Annotated in this window: 10 protein-coding genes; 2 read left to right on the forward strand and 8 right to left on the reverse strand. The window is 70.8% G+C overall.

The genetic code is table 11. The features are described from left to right. Nucleotides 1-77: 77 nt before the first annotated feature. The 7 genes from WMF14_RS07965 to WMF14_RS07995 all read right to left on the reverse strand — a co-directional run bounded on the left by WMF14_RS07965 (nucleotide 78) and on the right by WMF14_RS07995 (nucleotide 7,823). Complete coding sequence (locus WMF14_RS07965; protein ID WP_437799733.1) at nucleotides 78-1,418, reverse strand: hypothetical protein; 1,341 nt, start codon at nucleotides 1,416-1,418, stop codon at nucleotides 78-80. 1 nt (nucleotide 1,419) lies between these two features. After that, on the reverse strand, nucleotides 1,420-2,439 hold the full coding sequence (locus WMF14_RS07970; protein ID WP_437799735.1) for a hypothetical protein: 1,020 nt from the start codon (nucleotides 2,437-2,439) through the stop codon (nucleotides 1,420-1,422). 58 nt (nucleotides 2,440-2,497) lie between these two features. Then, nucleotides 2,498-3,943, reverse strand: a complete 1,446-nt coding sequence (locus WMF14_RS07975; protein WP_437799737.1) for a protein kinase domain-containing protein — start codon at nucleotides 3,941-3,943, stop codon at nucleotides 2,498-2,500. Between the two features lie 174 nt (nucleotides 3,944-4,117). Next, nucleotides 4,118-5,251 (reverse strand): hypothetical protein, encoded by a 1,134-nt coding sequence (locus WMF14_RS07980; protein ID WP_437799739.1) that lies wholly within the window; start codon nucleotides 5,249-5,251, stop codon nucleotides 4,118-4,120. Nucleotides 5,252-5,408: 157 nt separating this feature from the next. Beyond that, nucleotides 5,409-6,242, reverse strand: coding sequence for a hypothetical protein (locus WMF14_RS07985; protein ID WP_437799741.1), 834 nt, complete (start codon nucleotides 6,240-6,242; stop codon nucleotides 5,409-5,411). A 263-nt stretch (nucleotides 6,243-6,505) separates the two neighbouring features. Continuing rightward, nucleotides 6,506-7,312 (reverse strand): trehalose-phosphatase, encoded by an 807-nt coding sequence (otsB, locus tag WMF14_RS07990; RefSeq protein WP_437799743.1) that lies wholly within the window; start codon nucleotides 7,310-7,312, stop codon nucleotides 6,506-6,508. 127 nt (nucleotides 7,313-7,439) lie between these two features. After that, entirely contained in the window at nucleotides 7,440-7,823 is a 384-nt protein-coding gene (locus tag WMF14_RS07995; protein ID WP_272101084.1) for a hypothetical protein, read from the reverse strand. Nucleotides 7,824-8,306: 483 nt separating this feature from the next. Between WMF14_RS07995 and WMF14_RS08000 the strand changes: the two genes are divergently transcribed. Then, complete coding sequence (locus WMF14_RS08000; RefSeq protein ID WP_272101085.1) at nucleotides 8,307-9,488, forward strand: MFS transporter; 1,182 nt, start codon at nucleotides 8,307-8,309, stop codon at nucleotides 9,486-9,488. A gap of 22 nt (nucleotides 9,489-9,510) precedes the next feature. Continuing rightward, nucleotides 9,511-10,569, forward strand: a complete 1,059-nt coding sequence (locus WMF14_RS08005) for an ABC transporter substrate-binding protein (RefSeq protein ID WP_437799746.1) — start codon at nucleotides 9,511-9,513, stop codon at nucleotides 10,567-10,569. A gap of 96 nt (nucleotides 10,570-10,665) precedes the next feature. Here WMF14_RS08005 and WMF14_RS08010 read toward each other — a convergent pair whose 3' ends face one another. Then, the gene (locus tag WMF14_RS08010) at nucleotides 10,666-12,084 is read right to left on the reverse strand and encodes a serine hydrolase domain-containing protein (protein WP_437799747.1); all 1,419 of its coding nucleotides are present in this window, start codon (nucleotides 12,082-12,084) and stop codon (nucleotides 10,666-10,668) included. Nucleotides 12,085-12,326 lie beyond the last annotated feature (242 nt).

The raw sequence follows: 12,326 nt of genomic DNA on the forward strand, positions 1-12,326 counted from the left end.
GTCGCGAAAGGACGCGCGCTCCCGAGGGGCTCCCGCCGACCCACGGGGCGCTCCAGCTGGCCGCGCCGGTCGGCGCGTCATTGCAGCGTGCAGATGAGCCGCTGACCGCGTACGGAGTAGGCGCCCTCGCGTTGCTCGATCCAGGCGACGAGCAGCTTGACGCCGAGCTGCGCGACGGTCGAGCCGAGGATCTGCGCGCTGCTGCCGTCCGGAAGGGAGAAGATGAGCTGGTTGGGGAGCACGTTCTCACCTGTCCGCGTGAACCAGCCCAGGTTCACGCTCTTTCCAGGCGGCGGCACCAACGCCAAATACACGTTTTCGCCGTCGCTCGCGACGGGGCCCGGGGGGTTGTACTGGTTCACATTCTGGAGCTTGAAGACAGGGGTAAAGCCGGGCGGGGGAACCTGTCCGAGCGACAAAAAGTCCTTCACGACGCCCACCTCCGCCGAGAGGGTGAGCCTCGGCGGAGGGACGAGGTGCACCATCAAGAGCGTGACCCCATCCCCCTCGGGCAGCGGGAACGCCCCGAAGAAGGACTCCACCTCGTCGGGAGACGGGCTGAACTGGATCCGGTGCGCCGCGCCGAGATCGGCGCGCGAGGCGCCCGTTCTGAAGAACGCTTCTCCGGTCGCGTTGTCATCCAACAAGAGGAGGTGCCGGCCGTTCGTGACCGTGTAGTAGTGAACGTTGAGCGAGGCATCGGTGCGTGGGCCCTGGGCCACGAGGGTCGGCGCAGGCTCGGCCGATCCACCGACGACGAGCGCTCGCGTCGAGCCGCCGGGCGCCGCGCAGGTCGCGGCATAAAAGGTGCTGTCGCCCGCCTGGACGAACGCCATCGACGTTGCCACGCTGGGGCTCGAGCACTCCGGCGCGAGCGCGGGAAACCGGTGGAACGTCCCCCTGGACGAGACGCCGTCGGCGGTCGTGGGGAAGACGAGCTGCCCGATCTCGTACCCCACCCTGCCCTGGAGGATGACTTGCCCTCCCGTTTCGCGGCCGGTGACGAAGGCCGCGCCGTCGGTGAAGGGGAACTCCGCCTTCGACCCGGCCGGCTCCCCGATCTCGTGCACCGTCCCGATCACGAGCCGGCTGGCCGCCTTGTCGACCACCGAGACGAATACGCGATCGGGTCCGCTCGCCAGCACGAGCGAGGAGGTGTCGACCTCATGGCCGCCGAGGTCTCCGGACGTGAGGATGTCGAACGGCTCGAGATCGAGCGCGCACTTCGCCTCGGCCGGCTTGCAGATGCCGTCCTGACAGACGCCGCTCTGGCACTCGGGAGAAGCGCTGCACGCCTGGCCGCCGTTGCCTCCTTGGTTCAGCTCCGCGTCGGCGCGCACACCCGCGATGATCTGGCAGCCGGCGACGAGCAATGCGCCCCCGGCGATGACGAGCCTCCAGGGTCGCATCGGGTGCATGTCAAAAGCTACCTCGCAACGACAGCCCCGCTGCTCCCGCCCGGGCCGGAGGCCAAAGGCGCACCTCCAGCACCGTCGACGGCACGGCGTCGCTCGACGGCGCGGTCAGGAACACGACAAGGCCTGTGACGAGCGCCGCGCCTCCTACCGCGAACGCTACATTCGAGATGTTGGCGGTCGTGTTCGCGTCCTGATGGAGCTTGACCCCCTCGGCGTCACAACGGGGAGGGTCGTCGTTGGTACACCCGTGCTGGTTGCGCGCCTCGCTCATCTTCGAGAGCGTCTCGACACCGAACACAGCGCCTACCGCGATCCCGGCCAAGCTCACCCCGCCCAGCACGAGCCCGATGGTCCGCTGCGCGCTCCACGCGCTCGCCGGGGGCGCGGCGCTCGTCGCCGCAGGCGCGCGCGCTGCCCGCCCTGGCGCGGGCGCGTCCTCGAGCAGAGGGACGCGCACCGTCTTCTGCCCTGGCTTCGGCTCGACGACCACCTTCGTGCTCCATGCCTTTTTGCCAGGCGCCGCCGCCTCGATCGTATGCTCGCCCGGATCGACCGGGATCGCCGAGCCGAACATCGCCGCATCGAGCGGCTTCGCGTTGCGCCGCACCTCGATCCCCTCGACCCGGGCCTCCGGCGCCACCTCGATGACGAGCCTCGAGAGCTGCGGCTCGAGCAGGCCCGCCCGCCGCCCCGCTTCCTTCGAGCGCCGCCCATCGCCCGCTTTGCGCGCCGTTGCCTCGGCGTCGTTGAAGGTCGCCCAGGCGCTCGCCGTCGCGCCATCGAGCTCGTAGCAATCCGCCAGGGCGAGCAGCGTCCCGGCCATCGGGTCCAGCTTCTGGCTGGCGACGAGCTTCGAGCACCCCAGGGCGTAGCTGCCCTGCTTGACGAGCGCGCGCCCCTCGCGGAAGAGCACATCGGCGGCCGCCCGGTCCTCGGCGGTCGGGTCCGCGAGGACGCGCGGCGCGACCGATAACGACAGGATCAGCGCACCCGCAGCGGCGACGCTGCGCTTCACACGCATCGGTCCTGGGCCACGCACCGATCCCATTCTATGGGCACCCCTCGCCGTTGTCCCAGGATTAGCGACGCTCGTCGTACGAGAACGCCGGCTCAGGCTTCGGGGTAAGAAGGTTTTTGGCCGGAGGCTTTGCCCGCAGGGAGGGCTCCGTCGCCTTCGGCGTGTCCGTCGCCGCCGGCGAAGGCGAGGTGGGCTCCGCCTGCGCTTTCGCGCTCGCGTCGGGAGGGGCGGGCGCGGAGGGGGGAGCTCGGGGTTCAACGGGCGCGGAGGGGGCCGCGTTCGGCGCCTCGAAGGAGGCCGCCGCCCGGCCTTTCGGTGCCGGGGATCGCGCCCCCTCCTGTCCCCCCCAGGCGATCACCGCCAGCGCAGCGCCCGCGACGAACGCACCGCCGAGGAGAAGGGGAGCCCAATAGCGGGGCTTCGACAGCAGCACTCCGAAGGACGATAGGGCTCCATGGGGCCACGACGCGGTGGGCGCCGTGTCCGCCATGGCGTCCGGCGGGCGCGGCGCGATCGACCCTGCTGCCCCGGCGCTGGCCGGCGGCGAGGAGGCCGCCGCGCGGCGCGGCTCCGGCGCGCCTCTGGCTCCCGGCGAAGACGACCGCGACAGGTTGAGCACCCGCCAAACCCGCTCCGCATAGCCCCGCGCTCGCGCGGGCGCGTGAGGCGCGAGGGCGCCGGCGAACGCCGCCACGTCGTTCCAGCGCTGCTCGCGATCGTGCATCATGCACCGCTGGATCACCGCGTCGATCTCCGGGGGCACGTCGCTCCGGCGCTCGTGGAGCGGCGTCGGCTTCGCCGCGAGCATGCGCCCATAGAACTCCGCCAAGGTCTCCGCGTGAAACGGCGTCTGCCCGGCGATGAGCTCATACAAGAGGACGCCGAGCGCCCAGAGGTCGCTGCGCGCGTCGACGTCCTTCGGCGAGCTCATCTGCTCGGGCGACATGTAGAAGGGAGTGCCAAGCTGCTGGTCGTCGTCTGTGAGGGCGAGCTCCGCGCCGCTCATCTTCGAGATCCCGAAGTCGAGGACCTTGATGCACGGCGCGCCGCTGACGTCCTGCGTGACGAAGAGATTCGCCGGCTTCAGGTCGCGGTGCACAATGCCGGCCGCGTGCGCCTCGCCGACGGCTTCACACGTCTGGAGAACGTACTCCACGGCGTCGTCGAGCGAGAGACACCCACTCTCCTTGAGCAACGCGGCGAGATCGCGCCCTTCGAGGAATTCCATGACGATGTACGGCGCGCCGCCTTCGAGGGTGCCGACGTCGAACGCGCGGGCGACGTGCTGGCTGCGCAGCCGTACCGCCGCGCGCGCCTCGCGCAAGAAGCGCTCGCGCGCGTCGGCGGAGACGTGGTGGGCCGAGCGCATGAACTTGACGGCGACGCGCTGGCCGAGCTCGACGTGGACCGCCGCGACGACGACCCCCACGGCCCCCGCGCCGAGCAGACGCTCGACGCGGTACTTGCCCGCCACGACGTCGCCGGGCCGGACCGGGGCGTTGATCATGGCATGCCATGTGGTCTCAGCGGCTCCGGGAGGTCAAGCGTCGCTTTGATGGGCTCGCGCGCGTGCCGCCGCCCTATCATGAATGCTCGCTGGCGACCCCCGGCCGGCCCAGCGCGCCGCGGCGCGCTCGCTCCCGGGCCCTTCCCGTCAACCGAGCTGCGGCGTGGCTCCGCGTCAGCGAGGCGAAGATCGCAGGATGAGAAGGCGGCCGTCTTCCTTCCCACCTGCGCCAGCGTCGTCGAACTCGGTGAGGAGCAGCGTCTCTCCATGGCGCCAGGCGTCGTGCGGCGACCGCACCGCATCGGGGGGAGAGAGGATCGCGCGGATGGTCAGGTTCTCCGGGTCGAGCAGCCACGTGCGGCCCGATTCACCCACGGCGATGACGTCGTCGCCCATCTGCCGCAGCACAGAGACGGTCTCGCCCAGCGCGACCTCGCTCGTGGCTCTGCCGCTCATCGGATCCAGGCGGGCGACCCCGGAGCGCACGTCCGTGAAGATCGCGCCCGGGCCGGCGGCGATGCGTCGGTGGAGGTCGCCGATGTGGAGCTCGTCGCGCGGCTCCAGCGAGGTCTGGTCCACGACGCTCACCTTGCCATTGCCGTGCGCCACCCAGATCCGGCCGTGCCCGACGGCGAGCGCGAACGCGTCCCGGCCGAGCGCGGGCGAGCGGCGTTGACCTCCCGTGGCCGGATCGATCCGCACGACCGAGGAGTTTGCGGAGCTCCCCTTGCTCCAGAGCAGCACCCAGAGCGCGCCGTCCGCAACCACCATGTCCTCGGGGGAATCGGGCAAGCGCGCCAGCGCGCGGGCGCGCGCCGTCTGCCCGTCGATGGCCCAGATCGCCCGATCGGTGTGCGCCAGCGTGTAGATCGCCCCCTCGGGTGAGGCGACGACCTGCACCGGGAGCCGGCCGACCGCCACGCGCGACACCACCTCTCCGCGCTTCAGGTCGACGCGCGCGACGCGCCGGTTGCCGCTCTCGGCGACCCACGCCGTGTCGCCGACCACGGCGATCCCTTCAGGCCACTTGCCGATGGTGATCGCTTTATCGATCGTGAGCTGCGCGGCGGCGTGCGCCGCTGCGCGCGGCGGCTCCTCCGGGGCGGCGGCGGACGCGCCCGGCGCCGCGGTGGGCGCCTGCGCGATCGCCGGGGCCGCCGGCGGCCGGGCCTCCTGGGATGCAGCAGACGGCGGCGGAGGCGCTGTCGCGGGCGGCGCGCCCGAGCAGCCTACCAGCGTCACGACGGTGATCGCGAGGGCCCCCGGCCATCGGTGCAATGGGCGGTGAGCCGCGCGTGTACGATCCATGGGTTGACGCTCTCCTTTTCTTTGCGTCGACAATCGGGCGTCAGTCCATGCCAGAACTCTCGCCTGTGTCAAAGGTGTTTCCTATCGAGCGGCGCGCGCAGCAAGGAGGGGCCGCTCTGGCAGCTTCCATCCCGTGGAACGCCGCGCCGGACGCGGTTCATTCCGTCGTGAACTCGCCGCAGCGGCCGCTCTCGCGGCAGACGCCGCTCGCGCAGCTCTCGTCTCGATGACACCGCCGGCCGGGCGCCAGCTTGCAAGCGCCCATGCCGTCACAGACCTCGTGATCCAGCACGCAGTCCGGCTCGTCCTCGACTCCGGGGCCGAGGGGCGAGCACGTGCCGACCGACCGCTCGACGTTGCAGGCCATGCAGGTCTCGTCGCAGGCCGTGTCGCAGCAGACGCCGTCGACGCATTTCCTGCTCGCGCAGTCCCCCGGACCGGCGCACGCCCGACCGTTCGCGCCCTTGCACGCGCCCGCTGCATCGCAGACGAGGCCCTGGCCGCACGGCGAACCTGCAGCCACGACGTGCGTGGCGACCCCGCGTCGACACGCGTCGCTCGTGCATGGGTCGCCGTCGTCCTCGGCGTCAGCGTCGTCCGGCGCAGGATACGGCTGGCCCGCAGCGCAGGTGAGGATCTGGCAGTCGCCCGCGATCTGCCCGGACGGCAGCGCCGGTACGCCGTCGAGCGGGACGTTGACGCATGCGCCTGCGGTGCACGCGTCCGCGGTGCATGGATTGCCATCGTCGCAGTCGGCCGCCTGCGTCTCGGCCGCGCACGCAGGGGCCTCTCCGTCCCAGCCAGCGCCGGGGTCACCCGCCCCGACCCCCTGATCCCCGTCGCCGCCGGCGCTCGCGGCGCCCGAGCCCTGGAAGCTGCGGGCCTTGGGCGAACAGCCCGCCAGCGCGACGACGAGGCACAGCGGCACCGAGGTCGCCTGCACGCGGCTCGTGCGGCGGAGCGGAAATGCTGAGATGTGAAATGTCCACATGCGCCGAACTCTACTGTCGGTCCAGCTCACCCGCTAATCAGACTTCATCTTTCGAGCGGTCATGGACGAACGGCGCGCTCGGTTTGCTGGCGGCGGATACCCCAGGTGGACTCACGCTCCGTTCGAGGCGAGACACCGCCGTCCGGCGCACCACCCCACCGCATCTGCCCGCCGTACACCCGCGCTCCGCGCGCTGCGCGCGCAACACCGCTTCTCCTGATCTTCTCTCCGACGTACGAGAACGGAGAGCTTGATGAAGGCCCTCAGGCCAGGCGCGGCGCCTCGCCGATCACGCCGCCGCGCCGCGCCGCGAGCGCCTCGAGGAACGCGATCCACGCCTTGGGCCCATCGAGCGTCAGGTCGGGCACGACCGCGGTGTCCGGCCGCTCGGACGAGGCGATGTAGACGCCCACGCCGCCGATCGCCCGGGCATGGGCGATCGCCGGCTCGTCCGTCGTGTCGTCGCCCGCATAGACCACCAGCGTCCCCGGCGGCAGCCGCGCCAGCAGGAACGCGAGGGCGCGGCCCTTGTCATGCGCGGCGTCCCGGGCCTCGTGGATGCTGCGCCCCCTCATGACCACGAACCCCCGCCGCGCCGCCCCGTCCTCCCACGCCCCGAGCGCGTCGAACGCCGCCGGCCGAGCCTCCGCCGGGACGAGCCGCCAGTGGAGCGCGATCGAGCAGCGCTTGCGCTCGATCCCGAGCGCAGGGACCCGCCGCACCGCCTCCTCCGCCTCGCGCTCCAGGGCGTCGAGCGCCTCGGTCGGGGCGTCCGCCAGGTACACGAGCTCCCCGCCCGGCGCCGCGATCTCCGTCCCGTGCTCGCCCACGCGCCACACCGCGCCACACCGCGCCGTGCGCGCCGCGACGTCGTGGATCGTCCTCCCCGTGACGATCGCCACGGTGGTGCCCGGCGCCCGCGAGAGCGCCCCCAGCGCCCCGAGGGCGCCCGGCGCCGCCACCGCCCCGCCCGAGACCGCGGTGATCTCGGAGATTGTCCCGTCGAAGTCCGTCGCGAGCAGCAATGACGGCGCGGCCGCCGCACGCTCGACCCATTGAAGAACGTCCATGCTGCACCAGATCTACCACTGGGCAGGCCAAGAGCACGCTGGCAAAGCCGGCGCGACCAGGAGCGACCCTGTGGCCGGCTCTGCTGCTCCAAGGCGGACAGGTCGCCGCCGCGCGCGGAGACGCGCGTCAGAACCGGATGATCACCTCGTGGACGCGGCGCCCCTCGGTCTTGCCCTCGGTGGCCTCGGCGGGCGCGGCGTCGCCCGCGGGCGCCCCCTCCGCGGCGGCCGCCGGCTCGTCCTTCTTGCACTCGTACTTCACGCGCCACTCGGTCTTCTGCACCGTGTGCGTGCTCTCCTGCTTCCGCTTCTTCGGCCCGAAGAAATCCTTCTCGCGGCGCTCGCTGGCCTCGGACACGGTGTCTTCCCCGACCACGGTCTCGCCCTCTTCGACGATCTCGTAGCTCTCGGGTCCGCCGCAGGTCGTGGCCATCGTCTGGCTCGCCTTCTGCATGGCCACCTCGCGATCACCCAGGATCGCGAGCTCGCCGCCGACCTTCGTCCGCCTCACGACGCGAACCTCGCCATACGGCTGCCACGAGCACGCGGCCGTGGAACAGAGCGCGCACGCGGCGATCAGTGCATGAATCGCAGGGAATTTCATGCCTTGCACCAGTACCACCCTCGAAATGGCGCGGGCAACAACAAAGCGCGGGCGGCTCCGTGCAGAACCTGCTAACGGCGACGGGCGGTTGCCGGGTCGCTTGGTCGCTTGATTGCTTGCTCGCGCGGTCGCGTTGTCGCGTGGTCGCAAGGCTCCACCGCTGCGTTGTCGCTCGAGCGGGCGCGCCTGCTCGCGCCGGGGCACCGGATCACCACCCGCTGCTGCCACGGCAGCAGCGCGGAAGCTCTCGGTCCCGCGTTCCGGCCCGCTCCGGCGCGGCATGGGGGTTGCTGACCGCGGGTGTTCGCCGGCGCGGATCAACAGGCTTGATCCGCGCGGTGCCCCGAGGTCCAACTGCGCTCCTTCATCGACAAGAACCGCTTTCTGCTGATGTTCGCGGCGCTGTCCTCGGTCATGGGCCTCAGCGTCGGCGTGGCCAAGGTGAGCACGACGCTGTATGCGCTGGAGCTCGGGGCGGACGAGGCGCTGCTCGGGCTGATCTCCGGCTCGCAGAGCGTCGGCGTGCTCCTGATGAGCATCCCCATCGGGCTCCTCGTCGACCACCTCGGGCCCTCGCGGCTGTTCGTGCTGGGGAGCCTCGTCGCCGGGTCGCTCTACATGGCCTTGCCGGCGGTCCCGTCTCCGGTGTTCCTCCTGGCCTGCACGACGGCGATCAGCTTCTTCATGCCGATGCGCTTCGTCTCGCTGAGCACCGTGTTCATGCAGCAGCTCGAGACGGTGGGAGAGGCCAAGGCCGGCTGGTACCGCGGCACCCATATGGTCGGCATGTTCCTGCTCGGCCCCATGCTCGCGGCCGGCCTCACGAAGGCGCTGGGCTTCTCGGGCACGTACCGTCTCATCGGCGTCTCGTTCCTGATCACCGTGCTCATGTCGCCGATCGTCTTCGGCCGCTATACGGCGCGGTCTTCACCTCGTGGAGCGCTGCGCCTCTCCGGCGTCCGGTCCGACCTCGCCCTGCTCGCGCAGGACGTCGAGCTGCGCAGCGTGTGCCTGATCGAGTTTGCGGCCCAGTCGATCAACTCGTTCTTCATGTTCTTCATCATCCCCATCGGCGTCGCCGTCGCCGACCTGACGCCGGCCGAGGCGTCGGGGCTCCTGGCCTGGCAGGGCGTGACGTTCATCTTCGCGCTGTTCTCGCTGGGCGGCCTCGTGGGCCGGGTGGGGCACGAGCGCGTCTACCTCGCGAGCCTGGTCCTCGTCCCGAGCGCGCTCCTCTTGCTCGGCCTCTCGCGCGATCTGACGCCGCTGCGGGCCGGCGGCCTGCTGCTCGGCCTCGGGCTCGGCGTCCTCCAGATCGCGAACCTCACCCGCATCGCCCGGATCGGCGCCCGGGCGGGGCGGGGCAAGGTGGCCGGCCTGCAGGCCCTCGTGGGGCCGTCAGGTGGCCTGTTCGGCAGCACCGTGGGCGGCCTGATGGGCCGGAGCCTGGGGCTCCAATCGATGTTCCTGCTCCTGTCCGTGTTCTTCGGCGTGCTCCTCGCCGTGGCGCGCAGGACGCCCAGCGCGGCGGGCGTGAGCCCCACGCCCGCCGAGCCCGCGGCCGCCGAGTGACGGCCGAAGAGAGACATTCACCATGCGAGAGCTCGACAAGTCATCTTCGATCGCCACGACCCGCCGCAGGCTCGCAGCGGCCCTCTGCGCCGCGCTCGCGCTCGCGGCCTGCTCGAAGGTCGACCACGGCAACGGCGACAGCGCCGCCGGCGACTACGAGGTGCTGGAGCTGCGCTATCAGGGGTTCTCGGGCATGGTCTCGGTGCCCGAGCTGGCGGAGGACCTGGGGTACCTCGCCCCGATCCGGCTGAGCTACGTCGGCAACACGATCAGCGGGCCGCAGGACATCCAGACGGTGGTCACCGGAGACACCGATCTGGGGCAGGCGTTCAACGGCGCGGTGATCAAGCTGATCGCCGCCGGGGCGCCGCTCCGGGCGGTGGTGGGCGGCTACGGGATCGACGCGAAGCGGTGGGCCGGCTTCTACGTGACCGAGGACAGCCCCATCAAGGCGGCGCGGGACCTGATCGGCAAGAAGGTCGCGATGAACACGCTGGGCGCGCACTACGAGCTGATGCTGAAAGAGTACCTGTCGCGCCAGGGGCTGACGAGCGCCGAGATCGCGCAGGTCACGCTGGTGGTGCTGCCGCCGGTGAGCGCGGAGCAGGCGCTTCGGCAGAAGCAGGTGGACGTCGCCGTCCTCGGCGACATCCTGCGCGACAAGGCGCTGGAGCGCGGCGGCGTCCGGGCCCTGTTCTCGGACCACGAGCTCTTCGGCGAGCTCACCGCCGGCAGCTACGTGATGAGCAAGCGATTCCTGAAGGAGAGCCCGAACAGCGCCCGCAAGTTCGTTGAGGCCGCGGCGCGCACCATCGAGTGGGCCCGGAGCACGCCGCGCGAGGAGGTGGTGGCCCGCCTGCAGCGCATCATCGAGCGGCGGGGCCGCAACGAGGACGCGTCGCTGGCCAAGTACTGGACGAGCCTGGGCGTCGCCGGCAAAGGGGGGCTCCTGTCGGCCGGGGAATACCAGATCTGGATCGACTGGCTCGTGAAGGACGGCGACCTCAAGCCGGGGCAGATCAAGGCCGAGGACCTGTTCACGAACGAGCTGAACCCGTTCGCGGCGGCTCAGGCGCAGTGATGACGCCCGCCCTCGCGCGGCGCCGCGCGAGGGCGCCGGCCCAGGTGATGCGCGTCGGGGTGCGGCTCGGCCCGCGCGTCGTCTCCGCGGGCCGGGTCACCAGGCGAGGGACCCGAAGACCTTGGTCATGACCTCGTTGGCCCGGATGTCACCGAGCATCCAGTCGAAGTCCTCCCAGGACATCTTGCCCGTCGCCGGGTCGACGGTGAAGTGGTCGAAGCTCGGCAGCCCGTGGTTCGTGAGCAGGATCGCGAACATCTCGCGGCTCGGCTCGGGATCGAGCACCATGAGCGTCCCTGCAGCGCCTGTCTTGCTGTAGGCGACGGTCGATGTCGACTCCCCGCCGGGCCACATGCCTGCGTCCCACATCTCCCAGCCGTACCCCTTGCGCGAGTAGAGCAGGTTCTCGGAGTACGTCCAGGCCGACCTGTTGAGATGGAGCGAGCCTGTCTGGTTCGTGGTCATGTCGAGCACGGTCTGGGCAGGGAGCAGGGTGCTTATGCATTTGCCGAAAGGGGGAGGGTTGCAGCTGTAGATGCGCTTGCCCCGGTTCAACATCATCTGGGCGAACTTCGCCAGATCGCTCGCGGTCGAGAACAGGCCGTCGCACCCGGTGAGGTGCTCGGCCGGGTCCGGGCCGTCCCCTTCGAGGAAGTAGTCGGTCTCGTCCTGCACCTCGCCCCGGAGATAACGCTCGCGCGCCGCGGACCACGCCGTGCCGACGAAGCGGTCCTCCTTCTCCGGCATGTTGAGCCACGGCTGAAAGCCCGTGTCATTCATTTGCAGCGGGTTGAAGATGTACGTCTTCATCAGGTTCTGGAGCGAGTCGCCGCCGACCGTCTCCAGCACGTGGCCCAGGATCCGAAAGCCGAGATCGCTGTAGACGACCTTCGTCCCCCGCGGGCGGGCCAGCGGCGCGTCGAGCATCGAGTGCCAGGGGTCGGCGTCGTCGAAGAGGCCGTTCGGGTTGCTGTCGTCGAAGTAGTCGACATCCTCCCCCGATACATAGCTCATCAGATCCCTGATCGTGACAGAGCTCTTGTTGTTGACCGAGGAGACGGCGAACTCCGAGAAATACGTCGCGACCGTGTTGTTGATGTTGAACCCCGGGTAATTCCCGGACTCTTGCATTCTCATCGCGAGAAAGACGGTGAACGGCTTGGTCATGGACTCGAGATCGAAGATCCCATCGAGGGGCATCGGCACCGAGGGCATGCTCGGATCGTCCTCGTTCAGGCCGTCCCTCGTCCCCACGGCGGTGTGGAGCACGATCCGGCCCCGGCGGGCGACCAGGAGGACCGCGCCGTTGATGTCTCCGTCGTCGACCGCGTCCTCCAGCTCGTTGACCGCCTGGTCGAGGAGGGCGCTGGACAGACCCGCCGATGCCGGGGTGTCCGTGCGGAGGGAGTAGATTACCCCCGACAGAGGGTACGTGTCTTGGGCGTGCGCCGACGGCGCCATGCCGACGAAGGCGGCGGCCGCGGCTGCACAGAAGATCAAGCTACTGGCTCTCATGTTCGCGATTCCTTCCTTGAACGGTGGTGCAGCCTCGGCGCGCCGCGGGGCGGGGCGAAGGGCCATCGGGGTCATCGGCTGCGGTCTCGGAGCGCCTCTTCGCCCGCGCCCCGTCAGGGGCTTATCCACCCTTCGTGCCAGCGGGCCGCACGGCGCTCCGGCGAGCCGCGCGCCCCGCGCGGTGCGCGCGCCTCGGTGGCCGCGACGACGGCCGGGCGCCCCTCAGGAGTGGCCGTGGCGTC

Origin of the sequence: Sorangium sp. So ce693 (genome assembly GCF_051521375.1) — a bacterium.
GTDB lineage: Bacteria > Myxococcota_A > Polyangia > Polyangiales > Polyangiaceae > Sorangium > Sorangium atrum.